The organism is Cytophagia bacterium CHB2 (genome assembly GCA_030263535.1).
GTDB lineage: Bacteria > Zhuqueibacterota > Zhuqueibacteria > Zhuqueibacterales > Zhuqueibacteraceae > Coneutiohabitans.
Genome location: SZPB01000078.1, coordinates 1 through 20,390, shown reverse-complemented (window position 1 = coordinate 20,390; position 20,390 = coordinate 1). Strand labels below are relative to the sequence as shown.

The 20,390-nt window shown below is 52.0% G+C and carries 17 protein-coding genes; 2 read left to right on the top strand and 15 right to left on the bottom strand.

What is annotated here, in order from left to right; translation table 11 throughout:
• Nucleotides 1–310: 310 nt before the first annotated feature.
• From FBQ85_10040 to FBQ85_10030, 3 genes are all read right to left on the bottom strand, one after another.
• On the bottom strand, nt 311–1,105 hold the full coding sequence (locus FBQ85_10040) for a sigma-70 family RNA polymerase sigma factor (protein ID MDL1875488.1): 795 nt from the start codon (nt 1,103–1,105) through the stop codon (nt 311–313).
• 316 nt (nt 1,106–1,421) lie between these two features.
• Nucleotides 1,422–1,748, bottom strand: coding sequence for a hypothetical protein (locus FBQ85_10035; GenBank protein MDL1875487.1), 327 nt, complete (start codon nt 1,746–1,748; stop codon nt 1,422–1,424).
• A 372-nt stretch (nt 1,749–2,120) separates the two neighbouring features.
• Nucleotides 2,121–3,635: a DegQ family serine endoprotease gene (locus FBQ85_10030; GenBank protein ID MDL1875486.1), complete on the bottom strand. Its 1,515-nt coding sequence runs from the start codon at nt 3,633–3,635 to the stop codon at nt 2,121–2,123.
• A gap of 460 nt (nt 3,636–4,095) precedes the next feature.
• Between FBQ85_10030 and FBQ85_10025 the strand changes: the two genes are divergently transcribed.
• Entirely contained in the window at nt 4,096–5,055 is a 960-nt protein-coding gene (locus tag FBQ85_10025; GenBank protein ID MDL1875485.1) for a DUF523 and DUF1722 domain-containing protein, read from the top strand.
• A 59-nt stretch (nt 5,056–5,114) separates the two neighbouring features.
• Here the strand turns inward: FBQ85_10025 and gcvP are convergent, their stop codons facing one another.
• Nucleotides 5,115–8,000 (bottom strand): aminomethyl-transferring glycine dehydrogenase, encoded by a 2,886-nt coding sequence (gene gcvP, locus FBQ85_10020; GenBank protein MDL1875484.1) that lies wholly within the window; start codon nt 7,998–8,000, stop codon nt 5,115–5,117.
• Nucleotides 8,001–8,213: 213 nt separating this feature from the next.
• On the opposite strand from gcvP, the gene FBQ85_10015 reads away from it, so the two are divergent.
• Nucleotides 8,214–9,383, top strand: coding sequence for a HupE/UreJ family protein (locus FBQ85_10015; protein MDL1875483.1), 1,170 nt, complete (start codon nt 8,214–8,216; stop codon nt 9,381–9,383).
• A gap of 340 nt (nt 9,384–9,723) precedes the next feature.
• Here FBQ85_10015 and FBQ85_10010 read toward each other — a convergent pair whose 3' ends face one another.
• The 11 genes from FBQ85_10010 to FBQ85_09960 form a co-directional block, all read right to left on the bottom strand.
• The gene (locus tag FBQ85_10010; GenBank protein MDL1875482.1) at nt 9,724–10,746 is read right to left on the bottom strand and encodes a hypothetical protein; all 1,023 of its coding nucleotides are present in this window, start codon (nt 10,744–10,746) and stop codon (nt 9,724–9,726) included.
• A gap of 29 nt (nt 10,747–10,775) precedes the next feature.
• The gene (locus FBQ85_10005; protein MDL1875481.1) at nt 10,776–12,506 is read right to left on the bottom strand and encodes a tetratricopeptide repeat protein; all 1,731 of its coding nucleotides are present in this window, start codon (nt 12,504–12,506) and stop codon (nt 10,776–10,778) included.
• Nucleotides 12,448–13,377 (bottom strand): hypothetical protein, encoded by a 930-nt coding sequence (locus FBQ85_10000; protein MDL1875480.1) that lies wholly within the window; start codon nt 13,375–13,377, stop codon nt 12,448–12,450. Before FBQ85_10000 ends, FBQ85_10005 begins: the two co-directional genes overlap by 59 nt.
• On the bottom strand, nt 13,319–13,600 hold the full coding sequence (locus FBQ85_09995; GenBank protein ID MDL1875479.1) for a hypothetical protein: 282 nt from the start codon (nt 13,598–13,600) through the stop codon (nt 13,319–13,321). The genes FBQ85_10000 and FBQ85_09995 overlap by 59 nt, the downstream gene beginning before the upstream one ends.
• Before the next feature lie 3 nt (nt 13,601–13,603).
• Complete coding sequence (locus tag FBQ85_09990; protein MDL1875478.1) at nt 13,604–14,353, bottom strand: energy transducer TonB; 750 nt, start codon at nt 14,351–14,353, stop codon at nt 13,604–13,606.
• Between the two features lie 15 nt (nt 14,354–14,368).
• Entirely contained in the window at nt 14,369–14,938 is a 570-nt protein-coding gene (locus FBQ85_09985) for a biopolymer transporter ExbD (GenBank protein MDL1875477.1), read from the bottom strand.
• 12 nt (nt 14,939–14,950) lie between these two features.
• Nucleotides 14,951–15,418 (bottom strand): biopolymer transporter ExbD, encoded by a 468-nt coding sequence (locus FBQ85_09980; GenBank protein MDL1875476.1) that lies wholly within the window; start codon nt 15,416–15,418, stop codon nt 14,951–14,953.
• Nucleotides 15,419–15,440: 22 nt separating this feature from the next.
• Nucleotides 15,441–16,166: a MotA/TolQ/ExbB proton channel family protein gene (locus tag FBQ85_09975; protein MDL1875475.1), complete on the bottom strand. Its 726-nt coding sequence runs from the start codon at nt 16,164–16,166 to the stop codon at nt 15,441–15,443.
• 42 nt (nt 16,167–16,208) lie between these two features.
• The gene (locus FBQ85_09970; GenBank protein MDL1875474.1) at nt 16,209–16,595 is read right to left on the bottom strand and encodes an STAS domain-containing protein; all 387 of its coding nucleotides are present in this window, start codon (nt 16,593–16,595) and stop codon (nt 16,209–16,211) included.
• 400 nt (nt 16,596–16,995) lie between these two features.
• Nucleotides 16,996–18,324, bottom strand: coding sequence for a sigma-54-dependent Fis family transcriptional regulator (locus FBQ85_09965; GenBank protein MDL1875473.1), 1,329 nt, complete (start codon nt 18,322–18,324; stop codon nt 16,996–16,998).
• Nucleotides 18,325–18,396: 72 nt separating this feature from the next.
• Nucleotides 18,397–20,331 carry a cell wall metabolism sensor histidine kinase WalK gene (locus tag FBQ85_09960; protein MDL1875472.1) on the bottom strand — a complete coding sequence of 645 codons (1,935 nt, stop codon included), beginning with the start codon at nt 20,329–20,331 and terminating at the stop codon, nt 18,397–18,399.
• Nucleotides 20,332–20,390: the final 59 nt, after the last annotated feature.

The following is a 20,390-nucleotide window of genomic DNA, read 5'->3' as shown; positions in this document are numbered from 1 at the left end:
CTCATTTGGGGAACCGCTAATAAACGCGAATATTCGCTAATCTTAAAATTCGCGTTTATTGGCGTGCATTCGCGGTTTGAGATTTGGGCAAGTTATTTAATCGAGAATCCTTAGTCTGTTTGAAAACATGAACGCAAAACGACCTGAGCGTTGTCGAAGCAAGTTAAATTCGCCTTCGATGAGCGCAGCCTACCTTCAAATCAAAAATTCTCAAACAGTTTAGTTGCTACGAGACAATCTATCGTTCGCTTGGGAAGACACCAAATTTGCAGATCAAATCACAAGTCACCCTTTTCAAGAATTTTCCCTGTCACATTTGATCGGCAAATTGCGCGAGTTTCTTGCGTACCCGGCTGATCACCACTTCAATGGCGTGCGGCATCATATTAATGCCAGGCATGCGGGCAATTTGGGTTGGCGTAAGTCCTTCGAAGTATATAAGTTGGAAAAGCAGTTTGTCGCGATGCTGAAGCGGCCCGTGCAAGACAAGATCCAAATAGAAATTAATTTGATCCTGTAATTCCATCATGCGCGTCGCGTCATCTGTGGTTTCGTGCGCGGGGAGATTTTGGCGGATGCTTCGCACCGTTTGTTCACTCCCAGAGTCGTTTTCTTTATCCAGCGATCGTTCGATGCGCGGGCGTTTTTGGGCGTGCTTCGCGCGCAGAATGTTGAGTGTGACGTGACGAGTAATGACACGCAGGTAGCAAAACCAGGATTCCTCGGTTGTACCCTTAAACACGCGAAACGCCCGTCCTTGTTTTTTGAAAAATCGCGCGTAAACTTCCTGCGCGATGTCATCCACGTCTTCGATGGCGTTTGCGATTTGCTTCTGACCGTCTTGCAACAAAACCCGGGCAATGACGCGGCGAATGCGCTCCTCATAGCGGCGTATAAATTCCTGCCAGAGACGGTGATTGCACGGATCGTTCGCACAGCGGCGCACAAAATCGACATGCGTCCACTCCGAGATCAAAAGCATAGCCCCCAAACAAGTGGCCATCCACCAATTATCCGGCTGCCAATAGATGATGGCGGAGATCGTCGCGATCCAAAAAAATTTTGACCGTAGTACTGGAGGTGTGAAGAGAGGCTTTTTTTGCATTGTATCTCTTTACATTTAAAATACTTACGACCGTCACTCCGATAACGCGAGAAATTTTAGATTAACCGCCTTATTGTGCTTTTTCCCAACCAGTTCTGGAAATTTAATTCAATAGTCATAATAATTTTTTTACAGCCAAATTCAAGTGCAAAAAATTGTCAGGGAAATAAAAACCCCGGGGACTTTCACGCAATGTAAACCACATGCCAGTGAAAGACCCGGGGTTGATGAAAATAAATCGCGATTCGTTTTTCAATCCCCAACACAACCGGGGATAATCTCAAGGTGTAACATGATTTTGTGACGTCACTCCTTCTCAAACATACATATCATGCGGGAAGTAACGCTTATAAATGAGATTAGAAAACATTGCGGCGTCTTTGAGGTAAGGATTGATCTGATGCCGTTTGAAATGCTGGCGAATCAGGCGATGGGCCTGCGACCAATCCGGGGCGGAATCAAGCACGATCAACAGTTGATCAAATGAGGCCAAATCGCCGCCAAAGACCACTTTCACAAAACGTTGCCGCTGCTGCGGAGAAATCAATTGTGAGAGGCTCGCCAATGCGCCGGCATGCGCAGGGTTGAACGCGTTATTTCTCACGACGAGGTTTTCCACGTCAGCAAATCTTTGAGTCGTCATGTCATGCTCCTTTTAACAAACAATACGAAGGGTGGTCATCCCTGGAACAATTCTTTGACTACTCTTGCATGAATAATCAACAGACGGATTTTAATGCAGAGAACGGAAGGAGGTGATGATGTTTAATTCGATTTTTTAGTTGGTTAGAGGCGCGAACAAGCGGAAAAACACCCACAGTGGCCGGTCAAGTCGGCCGCAAGAAAAATAATCGCCAGAGGCGGAGACGGTGGCAATATGCTGGAATTGTCAGACCGGAGAGATTCATCAAAATTATCGGTTGATCGCTTAAAGGAAAAAACCTGATTCATCAAGACTTATGTGTGTTCATGAGGTGATGAATCAGGTTTTTTGCGCATTTACGAAAATTTACAATTATAACTCAAATGCCAAAAACTGAGTACCATCATTCCGCGCAATTTGCAGAAGCACGGTGTCGCCTTTTTTTGCATTTTGCAACATACCACTAAATTCCGTCACATTTGCCACGCTCTTGCGATTGACTTTAACGATGAGATCGCCTTCGCGCAGGCCCGCGCGATAGGCTGAGCTGACAGCCTCGATATTTGTTACCACGACGCCGCGCCGAGTTGCATCCAAATCATAGCGCTGCGCCAATCGGTTGTTCAGCGTTTCGACAGTAAAACCGAGCAATTCGTCCGGCGACGGCTCGAATCCACGCACACCGAAATTGGCAGGTTGCTCACCGAGCGTCACGGCAATTTCCCGCTTGCGGCCCTCGCGCAACACCGTGAGATTCGCCTGCGAACCGGGCGCCATCGCCGCAATATCCGCGCTGAGCTGGCTGTTGTCCTTCACTTTGCGACCGTTCAACGCCAGAATCACGTCTTCCGTTTGCAAGCCGGCTCTTTCCGCAGGACTATTCTCAACCACTTGACTGACAACTACGCCGCCCGGGCCATCCAAATTCAAGCCTTTGGCAAGAGACTCATCCACCGTTTGAATCGATACGCCGAGCCAACCGCGCACGACTTTTCCGTTTTTGATTAAGGACTCCATCACATGACGCGCCATGTTAATCGGCACAGAAAAGCCGATGCCCTGAAAACCGCCGCTGCGTGTTGCAATCGCCGTGTTGATGCCGACCAGCTCGCCGTCAAGATTGATCAACGCGCCGCCGGAGTTGCCGGGGTTAATGGCAGCGTCCGTTTGAATGAAGTCTTCGTATTGCGCCAGGCCAACGTTCGAGCGGCCTTTGGCGCTCACAATGCCCTGCGTTACCGTGCTCGCGAGATCGGCGCTGAGCGGGCTGCCAATCGCCAACACCCATTCACCAACACGCAATTGTTCACTGTCACCCAGGCGAATCGCCGGCAGATTTTTGGCATTGACTTTTATGACGGCGATGTCGGTTTTAGGATCAGTGCCGATCACTTTTGCCGGCAAGGTGCGGCCGTCGGTCATGCGAATGGTGATGCTATCCGCTTCGGCAATCACATGATTGTTGGTAAGAATGTAACCGTCGTTGCTCACAATCACGCCCGAGCCTAAACCTTGTTGGCGAAACTGCTGCTCCGGAGAGTCCTGGCCCCGGCGGCGATTGCTGTCGCCAAAAAAATCTCCGAAGGGATCGAAGAAAAAAGGTGAAGCAAACGGGCTGCGGTTGCGGTACCGCAGAACCTTTTCTGTTGATACCGTAACCACACTGGGACTCACCGCCGCGGCAATATCCACAAAAGCATTGTTCAAATCACGCAGAGAGGTAATGGCTTTATCACGCGCCGGCGGCACCGTGGCCGTTACTGCCGGCTCCGAGGCATTGAATGCCTGGGCTTCCGGCCCCTTATAAAAATTCGAAAAAATCAAACCGCCGATGACGACGCCAATGAGTAGAAAGATCATACTTGAATATGTTTTGGGCTTGCTCATATTGAAATCTCCTTTATGCGATTAGCTTTTCGAACGTTGAATAAAATTCTAACTTTTCTCCAGCGAATAGAAACAACCCAGCGGATGAAAAGCCCTTTATCAGTTGGGTTGTTTCAATCCGTTGGAAAATCTTTGTGCTGCCCGAAAGTCCACGTTTTCAGCTTGAAAGTAAAATCGTTGCTTTGAAAGCAAAAACATCTCACCGCCCGGGCGCAACCGCGCCGCCATTTTCAATGAAAGAATAACCTAACGTCTGAGCTTGCGCCTCGTACAACATATTTTTGTTGTGGAATATTAGACTGTTGTATGCCGCGAAATGCCTTAATTCGGATGAAAAAATTTCCCACAGGGCAGACTTGCGCGACAAGTATTTTTTGCGTATTTGTCTTAGCGAAGAGTCTGGTTCGGTGATGCTTGCCGGTATCACAGAATTTTATGAACCTTGTCGAGCCAAAACACTATGCTTGATGATTCAGCCAAAATCCGCCTCGGTATCAGCTCGTGCCTGTTGGGTGAAAATGTTCGCTTTGACGGCGGGCACAAAAAAGATCATTACATCGTCAAAACCCTGGCGCAGTTTTTTGAATGGGTGCCGGTCTGTCCGGAGATGGAGATCGGATTAGGCGCGCCGCGCGAGTCGTTGCGCCTCATTGGACGCGCCGAGGCTGCGCGTTTGGTGGCCAGCAAAACCGAGCGCGACTACACTGAGATGATGTCAAGCTATGCGCGCGCGAAAGTCGCCCAGCTCGAACATCTTTCGTTGAATGGTTATATTCTCAAAAAGGACTCGCCCACTTGTGGCATGGAACGCGTGAAGGTTTACGATGAAAACAACATTCCCGCCAAAACCGGGGTAGGCATGTATGCGCGGGTTTTATTGGAAGAAATGACGCATCTGCCGATTGAAGAGGAGGGCCGGCTCAGCGATGCCCGCCTGCGTGAGAATTTCATCGTGCGTGTGTTTTGCCATTTTCGCTGGCAGCAATTAACACAGGCGCCGCTGCGCGTCAATGATCTCGTGCGCTTTCACACACAGCACAAATACTTGATCATGGCGCACAGCGTTAAAGCGCTCAATGCCATGGGCCGCTTGGTCGCGGAGGCAAAATCACACCCGCCGGACGAGTTAAAAGCAAGCTACGCCGGACTTTTCTTCGGCGCGTTGCGCCGCCCGGCTTCCCCCAAAAAACACACCAATGTGCTGCAGCATCTCGCCGGTTATTTCAAAAAAGATCTCAATGAACGAGATAAAAGCGAGTTGCATGCGACCATCACGAATTATCACGCGGGCCTGCTGCCCTTGATCGTGCCGCTCACGCTCATCAAACATTACGTTTACAAACTCGACATCAAATATTTGCAAGATCAGATTTACCTCAACCCTCATCCCAAGGAATTGATGCTCTTGAATCATGTCTGAGCGCCAACTCTCATTCCTTTGTTGCGTATGGACGCAACACATTCGCAATCTTCTTTCCTCTATCTTCGCTCATCGCTTTCATAGGCCTCCATCGGCGGGCAGGCGCAAATCAAATTGCGATCGCCATACGCGTTATTGATGCGCCCAACGGCGGGCCAGAATTTATGCTTCCGCAACCAGGCCGCGGGAAACGCCGCCTTCTCCCGGCTGTACGGCATATCCCAGCGGTCTGCCACAACCGTTTCCGCCGTATGCGGCGAATGGGTTAACACGTTATTGCCGCGCTCGGCCTTGCCGTTTTCGATCTCCGCAATCTCACTCTTAATGGCTATCAAGGCTTCACAGAAACGATCCAACTCGGCTTTCGACTCGCTTTCCGTCGGCTCGATCATCAGCGTGCCGGCCACCGGAAACGAAACCGTGGGCGCATGAAAACCATAATCCATCAACCGTTTGGCAATGTCCTCGACTTCAATGCCGGCGCTGTTTTTGAAGCCGCGCATGTCGAGAATGAATTCGTGTGCGACGCGGCCGTTCACGCCTTTGTATAACACGGGAAAATATTTTTTCAGCCGCTGCGCCATATAGTTGGCATTGAGAATCGCCATCTTCGTTGCCTGCGTCAAACCTTCGCCGCCCATCATGGCGATGTAGGTCCACGAGATCACAAGAATGTTGGCGCTGCCCCACGGCGCTGCGGACACCGGTCCGATGCCTTGTTTGCCGCCGGTCGCAACCACGGGATGCGTCGGTAAAAATGGCGCGAGATGCGCGGCTACTCCGATCGGGCCCATGCCCGGGCCGCCGCCGCCATGCGGAATACAAAATGTCTTGTGCAGATTCAAGTGGCAAACATCCGCGCCTAATTCTCCGGGACGGCAAAGGCCAAGCTGCGCGTTGAGATTCGCGCCGTCCATGTACACTTGCCCGCCGTTTTTGTGAATACTGTCGCAAATATCTTTAATTGCCTCCTCGAATACGCCGTGCGTCGATGGATAAGTCACCATCAAAGCCGCGAGTTTATCGCGATGCTGCGCGGCCCGGGCTTTCAAATCTGCAACATCGATATTGCCCTTGTCGTCGCAGCGTACGACGACGACTTCCATGCCGGCCATGACGGCGCTAGCGGGATTGGTGCCGTGCGCGGATTGCGGAATCAAGCACACGTTGCGCTGGCGTTCGCCGCGGCTGTGATGATAGGCGCGAATCACGAGCAAACCGGTATACTCGCCTTGCGCGCCGGCGTTCGGTTGCAATGAAATCGCGCTGAAGCCTGTGGCCTCGGCAAGCCAGGTTTCCAGTTGTTGAAACATTTCCTGGTAGCCGGCAGCCTGCTCAACCGGCGCGAAGGGATGCAATTTCCCAAACTCCGGCCAGGTCACCGGAAACATTTCACTCGTGGCATTGAGCTTCATAGTACACGAGCCGAGCGGAATCATGCTGGTTGTGAGCGATAGATCTTTTGCCTCGAGCCGGCGCAAATAGCGCAACATTTCCGTTTCAGAATGATAACTATTGAAGACCGGATGCTGCATGAACGCGGAACGGCGCTGCATCTTGCCGGTATATCCCGGTTCCTCGGAAGCAGCGATATCTGCAACCGTGAACCCGGGCGTCTGTGACAACGCAAAAATTTTTATTACCTCACTCACTTCCTCGGCGCTGGAGATTTGATCAAGCGCGATGCCGAGCGTGCCATCATCATATTGGCGAAAATTGATGTGCCGCGCTTCCGCCGCTGCAAGAATTTGAGGCAATTTGGTTTTGCTGACCTTGACATGCAGCGTATCAAAAAAATCCTGGCTCAAAAGCTGATAACCGAGCCGCTGCAGCCCTTTCGCCAAAACCTTTGTCATGTTGTGAATGCGGGTCGCGATACGCTTCAGGCCGTCCGGACCGTGATAAACGCCGTACATGCCCGCCATCACGGCCAGCAACACCTGGGCCGTGCAAATGTTGGAGGTTGCTTTTTCACGTCGAATGTGCTGCTCACGCGTTTGCAAAGCCATGCGCAAGGCGGGTTTGCCGTGGGCATCGATCGAAACACCGATGATGCGCCCCGGCATGAGGCGCTTGAATTCATCACGGGTCGCGAAGAAGGCTGCGTGCGGGCCGCCATAACCCAACGGCACGCCAAAGCGCTGAGAATTGCCGAGCACAACATCTGCGCCAAATTCGCCGGGGGGCGTTAGTAACACCAGGCTCATCAAATCAGCCGCCACCGCCACCAGCGCGCCGGCGGCATGCGCCCGCTCGCAAAACGCGCGATAGTCATGCACCGCGCCGTCGGTTGCGGGATACTGCAATAACGCGCCGAACACCTCGTTCGTGAATTCGAATTTTTCATGATCGCCGACAATGACTTCAATGCCAAGCGGCAACGCGCGCGTTTGCACCACGGCAATATTTTGCGGATGGCAATGCTGCGAGACAAAGAAACGCGCCGGTTTTAGCTCGCGCTTTGTGTGATAGAACATCGCCATGGCTTCCGCCGCGGCAGTGGCCTCGTCGAGCAACGAAGCATTCGCCACCGGCAAGCCGGTGAGATCAATGATCATCGTTTGAAAATTCAGCAATGCTTCCAGGCGGCCTTGTGCAATTTCGGCTTGATAGGGGGTATATTGCGTATACCAGCCGGGATTCTCCAAAATGTTGCGCTGCACCACCGGCGGCGTGATGGTATCCGAATAACCCATGCCGATGAGTGAACGATAGATTTTATTTTTTGCGGCAATTGATCGCAGACGGGTTACGGCTTCGTATTCAGTTTGTATCCCGTCCAGCCGTAACGCGCGTTTGGTGCGGATATTCTCAGGAACGACGCTAGCTATAAAGGCGTCGAGCGACGGCGCCTCCAAAACCATGAGCATCTGGGCTGTCTCATCCGCGCTCGGCCCGATATGCCGGCGCGTGAACGCATTGGTGCGGGAAAGATCAATCGACATGAAAAAGACTCCTTGATGTAGGCAACAAGCTATGAAACCTTGGCGGGATGCGCTCAAAAAACGAAACTATCATAACAAAATAAGCCATGAATATCAAGGGCAAGCTTGACTAATTCGAGCGTATCTTGTACTTTGCGGTTCGCTTGATATTTATTCATCCTGCAGCGTGTTCATTCGCGCCATGCTTTTGCCCAAGCAGAGCATGCGTTACGAATGTTATCGCGATGCTGGTTTGCACTGTTGCACAACAGTTCGGAGACTCTGTTGAAAAAAATCTTTATTCTAACCAGCGTCTTTCTGCAAATTGCAGATATGCCAGCCCTGCACGCGCATCAGCTCAACAGCAGCTATTCCACGCTTGAAATCGCACACCCTCAGATCAAACTCACGTTGATGTTCGACATTTCCGATCTTGAGCGTGTTTTCCCGTTGGATGAAAACCGCGACGGCGCCGTCGATCGCGAAGAAGCGCAAAAAGGCATGCCGGAGATGTATGCGTATTTCGCCGAGCATTACAGCGTGGCGCTGGGGTATACCCCGGTAGAAATGGAGCCGCAAGAAGGCAATTTTTATCTTGATGAATTCGGCAATATGTTCATCAATTTTATATTCACCAAAAATGTTTCTGCTGCGCCCGAGGAAATCGGCTACCGCATCGATTTTTTCGAGAAATTCGGCCAGGCACACAAGAACCTGGCAAAAGCGGTGGCCGGTGATACGCTGCAAACAGCGATTCTCACCGCCGACCAGCCGCGCCACCGTTTTGTGCTGGGTGAGGAGGTTTCCTTACTCGCGCGCTTCCGCGAGTTCATTGTGCTCGGCATCGAGCATATTTTTTTGGGGTATGATCATATCATGTTTCTTCTTGGCCTGATTGCCATCGGCGGGCGCTTTATCGATCTTATAAAAATCGTCACCTCGTTTACCATTGCACACAGCATCACATTGATTCTGGCGGCGCTCGAAGTCGTGGCGTTGCCGGGCCGGCTGATCGAATCCGGCATTGCCTTGAGCATTGCCTATGTGGCAGCGGAGAATTTCATCATTTTCACCGGCAATAACAGCTCTGAAGCGGAAAATCTGACGCGACATCGCTGGGTTCTCACATTCTTTTTCGGCCTGGTACACGGCTTCGGCTTCGCGAATGTCCTGCGTGATCTCGGCTTGCCCGGTCGCGGCTTGATCGGGTCGTTGCTGTCATTTAATATTGGCGTCGAGCTTGGCCAGATTGCGATTGTCGGCGTGCTCTTCCCCATCATTCTGAGCCTAGCAAAGACGAAATTTCAACGCCAAGTCGTTTATGCAGTGTCTTCGATTATTTTCGTGTTCGGCCTCTCGTGGTTCATCGAGCGCTCGTTCGCTTTGAGTTTCATGCCGTTTTAAGGCTTCTTCCGATAAAAATATTCGAATCGGCACAACGTCGCGCCCTTCCGAAAATGCTCTAACTCCCGCGTGTGAACGTCGCCCACAAGAAATTAAACTCCCGCCCGAAAGGCATCTTTTCAGCGGGATTTCATTTTCGTGGGCGAAACGCCTGCGGAATTTTATGATAACCTCCAGCGGGTAATCGTGTAATGCAACGGCCAAGCCGTGGCGGGAACATTATCAAAAAATTACCCGCTTTCAGACTGGCACAAAAATAAAAAGGCCGGGAGCACGATTGATTGTGCTCCCGGCCTGAATTTTGACAGTTCAAGAAAAAGATGGGCGGCGCCTGCGGCCGTTATTTGATCTTCAACGAAGCAACCATCTTCTCGAAGGTCGGCAGAAAGTCGGAACGCCGGGTCTGATCATAATTCATGATCACGCGATAGATCTTATCATTCTTCACCAAAAAGTAAACCCGGCTTTCAATGCCACGCACCGGCGAATAAACACGATAGATGGCCTTGACGCCGTCAATCGTGCTTTCGCTCTGGCCTCTGCCCTTGAAGAATTTCTCATTCTGCTCAAAAACTTTTTCCACGCTCAAGCCTTGCGCGGGCAACACATCGACTTGAACCGTGCAGTCCTGACGATAGCCTTTGAATTGAATCGAGGCTTCGGCGGGTGCTTTGGGCTTTAATGCATTGGCGCTGAAATTATCAGGATGATTGATGCTGATCAGGTTATTGGAAAACGCCACAAACGTCTCAGAGGGCAAGGTCGGATCAGCGGCCGCGGCAGCCGCTTGTTTGGTGGGCAGCCGCATCGAGGCCAGAAGCGTATCGATCGTTGCACGATAAGGCTCGAAGTAATCATTGAACGCATTGTATTCGATGGTATAAAGCACCGAATCCTTGAGCGTCATGGTTTGCACGACGTACTTTTTTGTCTCTTTATCATAAGCGCCGCTGTAGACGATTTGCATGGCTTCGGTGCCGTCAACGGTTTTTGTGTCAACCGATCGAATTTGGAAGCCTTCTGCGGCGCGCGCTTCCTTGAACGAATCAATATATTGCGCGAGCGCCTGCACTGAGTCAAGCCGCTGATAGCTTACGGCAAGTTGAGCGCCGTCTTTGCCGGTTTTGGAGGTGGGGTTGTAGAATTTGTCAACGACATTCGGATCATTCGAGGAATAGATATTAACCTTGCCGCCTTCTTCAATAACGTGCCAACCCTTGGGATAACTAAACGTGCCTTTAAAATAGGGGTTTTGATAAAGCTCGTATCCGGTTACTGCCGGAATTTGTGGCTTTGATGAGCAACCAGACAGCACCGCCAGGGCGGCTAAACCCAAGAGGTGCACGATGATAGTCTTGCGCATAAACCTTCCTCCTTGAACGGACATTTTAGTTATTGCCCTAGCAGCTTCAACCCTTCCACGGCGTCTTTGTGACCAGGGCTAAGTTTCAAAACACGATTATACTCCCGCTTGGCGTCCTCACGCTTGTTTTGTAAAGCGTAGGCTTGCGCCAACCAAAGATGGGTTTGGGCGTCACTATCGTCCAGCTTGAGCGACGCGAGCAGATAGCTTTCCGCGCCCGCGTATTTTTTGTCCAACAAATTGATGAACCCAAGTTGGCGATTGGCTTCCGCCAATTCCGCTTTGTACTTTTCGCGGTCTTCTTCCGCGAGGGTAATGACTGCTTCATATTGCTTGCGCGCTTCCTGTACCGAGTCAACCTGGCTCAAGCAGAGGCCGAGCGAGTTGCGTCCGCGCAAATATTTCGGTTGCAACACCACGGCTTTGCGAAATCCGGCGCGCGCGGCATCCCATTGCCGAAGCGCCATTTTGCAATTGGCATAGTTAATGTAAACGGTGGCCATTGCAGGCGCATCAGGATCGCGGGTGAATTCTTTTTCGAACATGTCAGCCGCAATATCAAATTTCCGCATGCGCATGTAAAGCGCGCCAATATCACTGTAAAGCTCCCATTGCTCGGGATCCGCCTGCACGACTTTTTCGTAGGTTGAAGCCGCCAAAGAATCCTGGCCGCTGGCCATATACGCGCGGCCCAATCGTTTTAAGTCATCCGTGCTGAGCGGATCGACGCCGCGCAAACGATCATACGCGGTGATCGCTTCCGGATAATTCTTCAATTCGGCTTGCGAGGCCGCCAGTGTGCGCAACGCGTTTATCTCGTTGGGGTTGAGCTGCAACACATGCTGCGCCGCCTCCGTCGATTCCTGAAATTGCCGGCTTTGGAACATGGCATCCATATAAAGCGGCCAGGCCTCTTCCACCTTGGGAAAACGGCGAACATGCGTTTTAAAAACACGCGCCGATTCGCGCGGCAGCTTGGCGGCGGTATAAATCTTTCCCAACTCGAACAAAGCGGCTTGATTAGTGGTATCAATGCTGGTCAACCGCTCGTAAGTGCGGGCCGCTTCCGTGTATCGCCGTTCTTTGAAGTAAGACTTGGCGAGTTTGTGATAAAGATCGGCTTGCAAAGAGTCGATTTCAAGCGATTTTTCATATTGCAGAATGCCCATACCCATACTGCCCATCTTGGCGTAAGCATCTCCCAGGCCTTCATAGGCGGTAACATTGTTGGCGTATGCTTCTTTTGCCCAGGTGTAGGCGGCAATTGCCTGTTCCGTTGAATCATTCGCCATGTAAACATTGCCCAACTGCACCAATAGCGCCGCGTTATTGCGAATATTCTTGCGGCCTTTTTTGATCGTGCTGTAGGCCAGATCGAAATCCTTTTTTGCTAATGCCGCTTTTGCAACCACGACGTAACCTGCCGCATCTTTGCCGTTAATATCGATGGCTTTTTGGCCGCCAACCAGGGCCGAATCCGGTTGCGAAGCCTGCAAATGCGCTTCACCAAGCAATGCCCACGCTTCCAGGTCGCGCGGATTTACCGTGGTTGCCTGTCGCAAAGCCTTCAAAGCTTCCTGAGTTTTACCTTGCGTTAATAACTCTCGGGCTTCTGAAACCTTGTTATTTTGACTCAGAGCCGTTGACGCGGCGCTGAGTCCCATGAGCACAATCAAAGTGATTAAGCGTTTCATCACAAGCCTATTGTTGTTTGAGCTGAACCAAACGAACGGGCATGGTTGCAGGAACCAACCCAGCATCTAAAATAATTTTCTGCCCCGGGCCGCTTGCCACAAACGTGATAAAGCCGGTGGCCACGCTCCGGCTGATGGGCCGCCAGTAAAAGTAAACAGGATAATGCAGCGGATACCGTTCCTGATAAATGTGAGCCTGATGCAATGTAACGAATGAAACGGCATTGGTTGAGTCGGCGGCGCCTTCAACCGCCAGAACGCGCAGCGTCGTCGTTGAATCGTGAGGCGCGGGATGGCCCACGCTGTCCGCCAAACAACTCAACGAAACGATGCCAACGGCACGGGAATGCGTCGCGACGTAATGCAGGACTTGATTTTGGCTGGCCGCGAGATGGGTAAGAACCAGATCTTCCTTAAAATCAAAAAAATGCCTCTGCAAAAGCTCATAAGGGCCAGAGTTGCGCCCGGTGAGACTTAACTCGATGGGGCCGAACCATTTGGATTCCGGGATTTCACTCCAATCGGAAGCCTGGCGCAGCAGGATCATCTCGAGCGAACGTCTGGAAATATTGGTAATGGGATTTTTTTGGTGCGTCACAATCGCCAAGGCATCTTCGGCAATGCGAAGATGATTCACCTCGAGCTGGGCCTCATCAACGACCTGCTGTTCCTCCTCGTTGAAGGTCCGATCAATAACGATTGCACTCACGCTGTCATTGAGCAAATGCACAATGGCTTCGCGCGTCGAGGTCGCATTTAACTCGACTTTTCCCTTGGGATAAAGACTGTGAAATTGTTCCGCTTCCCGCTGCATCAAGCGGAAGTGGGAATCATTCACCAATAGTGAAACATAGCCGCGCGTCGGATTTTCCGTTTCTTCAACCGAACATCCGACGATCCCGGCGAGCAGGACGCCGCATAGAAAGATCTTCTTCATCGCTATCTTCAGATCGCGCTGCTTGAAAGCGCATCATCACCAAACGATAAACGCCCATCAACACCGCCACAATACCAAACATCACTCGCAATTGAATCGGCACATAGTCCGGCACAAGCGCCCAATCGGGGAAGAGTAACCCGATAAAGATGGCAAGGCCGAATCCCAGCGTCACCGCGACGACGGTGTAAGCGAGGATATTTGCAAGTTTCGGCCTTGACACGCTTTATTTCCCTGAAAGCTTAAACCGGAAGGGGATGGAAATCCAAACCGCGACCGGGCCATTCTGTTGCAAGGCAGGCGTAAAAACCCACTGCGTCGCCGCATCAATGGCCGGCTGGTTAAAAATCTCTGCGTCGCTTTTTTGCACAACGGCTTTGCGAACTTTACCTTCCTTGTCGACCCAAACCTTGAGCCAAACCGTGCCTTCCAATCCGGCTTTGCGGGCGATTTCAGGATAGGTTGGGCTGGGCTTCTTGATCGCTACCGGTTCTTTTTCAAAGGGCACGAAATCCGGCGGCGGGCCGTCTTCTTCGATTTGAATGTCTTGCTCAAAAACAACTTCACCGCCAGTGCCCGTGCCTTCTCCAATCGGACCCACGGCCTGCGCCAACTCTTCTTGCGAGGCGAAGGTTTGTTCGGGACTGACTTCTGCATCCGGAACCGGAATCGGAATACCAACGCTTGGGCGCACGGCCGGCGCAGACACCGAAATGGCCGGCGCAGCAGCGCTTTGATTGGTGAGAGAAGGCGGCGGCCCGAGTTCGCTATACTTCATGATGCGAACCGTCACCATCGGCTCTTCTTCTTCCGGAAACAACAGCGGAATCACATAATAGGCGCCCAAGGCCCCGGCATGCAGCAGCGCGGCGATGATGAGTCCGGTAGTCGCATACTTCTTGTAATTCTTGACCAACTCCGGGGCGCCGTAGGGAAAAAGTTGTTCTAAAATTGCAACTTCTGAAAGTGCAGCCATAGCTGTCTCCCTGAGTTACGGCCCGGCAGCCTGAATCGGCGGCCCGGCATATCCGGCTTTTTCTAATATCTTCTGATCGTCGGGAATCATCGGGGCGATACTGAATCGGGTGATGTTGGCAAGGTTCAACTCATCAATGATGTCAACCAGGTAAATGTATTGCCCCTCCCGATGCACTTTAATGAGGGTGATCAGCTTCGGGTTGGCGTTGCTGCGCTCTACCATCAGCGAGCGAAATTTTGCCAGGGCCTTCACCTTTTTGTCCACATCCTTAAGCTCATCACCCGCCACCACCACTTCCGGCACATCGTTTCCCATACTGCAATAAACGGTGCCATCTGGGACGATGCGCACGGTCATCAGATTCGATTCCGCCACATCGACCTTGGATTCATCCGGCGGGAGGTTGATTTCCATGGTTTGCGGCTTGCTGAACACCGTCGTCAGCATGAAAAATGTGAGCAGGAGGAAGGCAATATCCACCATCGGCGTCATGTCAATACGGATGCCAAGGCGGCGTTTTTTCTTGTGCTTTTTTCCAGCCCGTGCATGACTTCTGGATTCACCAGTTTCGACAGCAGCCATAGTGAAACTCCGTCAGGTTCTCTCAATATCCGTCACGAGGTTGAACCGCGTGATTTTGGTTTTTTGCAATGTATCCATGACGTCCTCGATGGTGCCGTACGGAGCGGAGCGATCAGCCTTGACGACGGTACGGAGTTTGGGATTTTTGACGCGCGCGTCAATCAGCAGGCGCGCGAGTGTTTCTTTATCCGCAACTTCCGTGCTCAGCTTCAAGCGGAACTCCGGGCCAAAGACGGCCATGCGCAATTGCTGCGAGTCCAGGCCAAGGAAAATCTTACCTTCCTCGTTTACCGACACGGTCATCACGTCCGTTTCCGGCAATTTGATCACCGAATGCGAGCTGGGAATAACCACGCTCACATCCTCCGGCGGACGGAATTGGGTGGTCAACATGAAAAAGGTTAGCAGCAAAAATGCCACGTCCACCATGGGAGTCATGTCGATCTTGATGCCGATTCGACCTTTTTTAATCTTGGGCATAGTCTTGACGCCTCACGTTTGCTTATTCTTTCGAGCGTGTTGCCAGGGTTTGCACGATGGAGTAGCTCGCCTCGTCAATCATGTAGGTGAAATTGTCAACGCGCGTGGTGAAAACGTTGTAGAACACGATGCCCAAAATTGCCGCGAAGATGCCGCCGGCCGTGTTGATCAAGGCTTCCGAGATACCCAGCGAAAGCTGCACGGCGTCCGGCACACCGGCTTGCGCCAGCGCTTTGAACGCGCGAATCATGCCGATAACCGTGCCGAACAAACCGACCATCGTGGCGATGGAGGCAATGGTGGAAAGCACGACCAGGTTTTTCTCGAGCAGCGGCACTTCGAGCAGCATGGCCTCTTCGATCGCATGCTGCACGTCGGCCATCATTTCTTTTTGCTCTTTTACCTTGCCACTCTCTTTCAATTCTTTGTAGCGCGCCAAACCATTGCGAATAACGTTTGCCAGCGAGCCGCGTTGGCGATCGCACGCTTCAATGGCGCCGTCGATGTTACCCGCGTGAATCTCTTGCTGGATTTTTTTCAAAAAGACCGTCATGGCGGTGCGGCCTTTGGCGCGATTCAACGACAACAACCGCTCAAAAATGAAGGTGACGACCATGATGGTCAACGCAATCAAAACCGAAACCACCGGGCCACCATCCCGGATGAACTTGGGCAATTGCGTATAGATGGCATAACCGATAATCATGGAGATGACAACGACTGCCATGGTGAAGAAGCCTTGCTTCATGTGCAGACCTCCGCTTGGATGTTTGGTTGGAAAATCAGTGAGTTAAAAATTCATAATCGCCGCGTCACGCGTCTCTTCCACATCGAAGACGCTCGTGAGTTTGGTAATCACAAAAACGTTTTGCACGCTTTTACCCATGTTGCACAACTTGATTTTCCCCTGGCCCTTGGTGTACATGGCATGCAGGCCGACCAGCGCTCCGATGCCGGTACTGTTGATGTACGTCACCCCGCCCAGATCCACCACGAGCTTACGATTGCCTTGCTCGAATAGATCTTTGGCCTTCTCTTTCAACTCATCCGTCTCTTTGCCGCCGATAATCGACCCGCGCGGCTCCAGCACGGCTACTTCTAAATTGTTCAGAGTTGTTACTTTAACTGACATAGGAATCCTCGCGAAAAGAGGTTTATCCGTTCGGCCTTGCGCCATCAGCGCGTTAAATTTTTTTAATCTCTTTTACGCAAAGCCGGTGCCAGTGAATCCCGGAAGCATTGCAGCTCTAACGTTATGATTTTTTGAGAGTGATATTGCAACCCACGTGTGACATTGTTTGAAAAATGCAATAGTATTTTCGATCACGCCGATCTTGGACTACCTAATTGTTTAAATTTCTAAACAGATAAGTCATCTTGCATTTTGCAAGGTGAGCATGTCACCGTAAAATCCAAGAAACTAATACTTTGAAAAAGTGGTGGACAAAGAGTTCGCTAAAACGAAACAACATGAATTGTCAGCGTGAAGCAAATCTGCTTCACAATTCTGTCGCAGGGGAACCGCGGTATGGCAGGATGAGGTTGGATATATTTTCTAGAAAACGGCGCTGCCGCAATCACAAATCAAACTTCTTTCGCTTGCGCCAAAGCGTGGCAGGATCGATGCCGAGAATCTTTGCGGCCTCATCGTAATCTTTCGCATGTTGCAGCACGCGCTTGACATGCAATTTTTCGATCTCTTCCAGAGAAAGCTCGTGTTGCGGCTTGTCGCGCGCAGAACGAACCTCCTCGGGCAGATGCGTCAATTCGATGAGATGGTTTTTGGTGAGCAACACCGCGCGTTCGATGACATTTTCAAGCTCACGCACGTTGCCGCTCCAGCGGTAGGCGCGCAGCGCTTGCAACGCCTCCGGCGAGATTTCGAGAACTTTATCGGGTGAGAATTTATTGAGGAAATGCTGAATCAACAGCGGAATGTCTTCCGGGCGGTCGCGCAGCGGCGTCAGCTTCAAACGCATGGTATTCAAGCGATAAAACAAATCTTCGCGAAAAGCGCCTTCTTTGAGCGCTTCATCCAGGTTGCGGTTGGTCGCTGCAATCACACGCACGTCCACCTGCGTGGTTTTGCTTTCGCCCACGCGCTCGAATTCCTTGTTCTGTAGCACGCGCAGCAGTTTTGCTTGAATCGCGGGCGATAGCTCGGCGATTTCATCGAGAAAAATCGTGCCCCCGTCTGCCAGCGCGAAGCGGCCCTGGCGGTCTTTCACCGCGCCGGTGAACGCGCCCTTGACATGGCCGAACAGCTCGCTTTCCAGCAGGTTTTCCGGCAACGCGGCGCAATTGATTTTGATGAACGGCTTGCCGGACCGCGGGCTTTTTTGATAAATGAGCTGCGCCACCAGTTCCTTGCCGGTGCCGCTCTCGCCCTCGATCAACACGCTGATGTTGCTCTCGGCGACGCGGCCGCCAAGCTCGAGCATGTCGAGCATCTCGCGATTGCGCGTCACAAATTCGCCGGTGCCGCGCGACGCGGCAACCTGTTCGCGCAGTTCGCGAACTTCACGCGACAGCTCGTGATGCTCCCAGGCTTTTTGCGCAAAGATTTGCAGTTCTTTGTAATCGAACGGCTTTTCGAGATAATGATAAGCGCCTTTTTTAACGGTTTCGATGGCGCTGTCAATCGAGCCGTGCGCCGTGATGATGACTACCGTGGTCTCCGGCGAATGGCGTTTAATCTCCGCCAATATCTCCATGCCGTCCATTGGCCCCATTTTCAGATCCACAAAGGCGAGATCAAAGCGTTCTTGCTGCAAAACTTCCAGCACTTCTTGCGGCTTCGAAATCAACCGCGTCTGAAAGCCGATCGCGTCGAAACAAATTCCCATGGTTTTTAGAATATTCGTCTCGTCATCGACGACCAGGACTTTGGGGCGAATTTCAGGCATAGTCAACAACAAAAATGAAGCATGTTATTCGATTATTAGAGGGCAAAACTGTAGCGCCATTGGCTCACACGCTCAGCCTTCCGGCAGCTCCGGCGCAACGGGAATGGTAAAATTGAACTTGCTGCCCACCCCCACTTCGCTTTCCACCCAAATTTTGCCGCCGTGCGCCTCGATCACTTCCTTTGCAATCGCCAATCCCAAACCAACGCTGCCCGGCGTCGCATCTGTAGGCTCTTTCACCTGCACGAATTTTTCGAAAATCGTATCCAGGGCGGCTGCCGGAATGCCACGGCCCGTGTCTGCCACGCACACTTGAATGACGCCATTGTTGCGCTCGGCGCTGATCGTCACGTTGCCGTGCGCCGGCGTGTAGCGCAGCGCATTGCTGACGAGATTGTTGATCACCCAGGAGAGTTTCTCCTGATCGCCCGGCACTTCCGGCAATGCCGGCGCGAGCGCAATATTGAGACTGACTTCTTTTTCTTCGAACAACAGCCGCAGCGGCCGCAATGCGTGTTCGAGCAAACCCGGAAGGTTGAGAGACTCGCTCTTGATCTTATATCGCCCGGATTCCAGGCGCAGGAGATCGAGCAGCTCGCGCACCAGTTTCTTCAGGCGTTCACAATCATCTTTGGCGGCGTTCAGCAGCTCATGCTGGCGCGCGTTCATCTTTCCCAACACTTCCTGCGACAGAATATCGATCGTCATGTTGATCGCCGTCAACGGCGTGCGGAACTCATGAGACACGGTTGCCATGAATTCCGATTTCATTTGATCGAGATTCTTGAAGCGCGTCACATCCTGCAACAGCGTCACCACGCCCTGCACCTGACCCTGCTCATCGGTGATCTTGGTCTGGCGCGGGCGATAATAAAATGTTTTGCCCTCGCGCGCCACCGCCAACAAAAAATCGTTGTGCTCCGGATCACCCTGCTTGTCTTCTTTAACCTCCATGAGTTTGGCCCACAAATCATTGTTCTGCAGCAGGCGCAAGGGCTGGCCCTGCCAGCTCGCGCCTTGCACGCCAATCATGGTCGCCGCCGCCTCATTCATCAAAAGAATGCTGCTGTTTTCGTCGGTGACGATGATGGGGTCAGCGATGCTTTCGACGATGGTTTCGGATTTTTTCTTTTCCGCGATCAATTGGTGGATGTTCAACTCTTCGTAGCTGCGCAGCCGTTCCGTCATTTTGTTGAACTCGCGGCTCAACTCGCCGATTTCGTCTTCGGTTTGGATGTCGATTTTCTGGTTCAAATTGCCTTCGCCAATGCGCCGCACGGTTTGCGTGAGCTTCTTCAGCGGTTTGAGAATAGAGCCGGTGAATTGCAAACTGCCGAGGATGCTGAGCAAAATCGCGATGACCAGGGCAACGATCACGACTTGCGTGGCCTGGCCGGTAATGTCTTTCGCGCGGCGATCCATGCTGCTGATGGCTTCTTGATTCGTTTCCAGCAGCGTTTTGCAATATCGATTGATTTTGACCAGGCTGGGTTCGATCTCGGCGCGCTGGAAGGCGCGCAACTTCGCGAAGGGTTGCCGCTTTTGCACCATGTGATGCAACGAGTCTGAGACGGCAAGAAAATGCCGGTAGGCAAAAATGATGCTATCCAACAAGGCGTGTTCGGAGGGCGAAGTAATAACGCTGTTCGTTTGCTCGAACCATTGCAAGAACTCGTCGCGATTGGTATTGAACACCGCCAACGGCAACTCCAAGCTGCGGTTGGCGTCGTAAACCACCAGCGAGCGTTCTTCGCTGCGCTCGGTGTTGAACAACACCAGCGTGGAGTCGCCGCTTTGCACCAGCATGGCGAGCAGCGCGTTCTCTTGATTGTCGAGCGCCTTCAGCATGTTTTCCGCGGCGAGCACGTTCTCGTAGTTCTGCTTCAAAATGCCGCCCACCGAATTGCTCAATTGCGAAAAATCGTGCACCGCGAAAATGCTCGTGACCAGAATGATGGCCAGCAGCACGACGTAACCCGTCGCAATTTTGTAACGCAGACCTCGCATAGGGAAAATCTTCGTTTGTAACCTCGATTCGGACTCAAAGATAATCGAATGAATCGGTG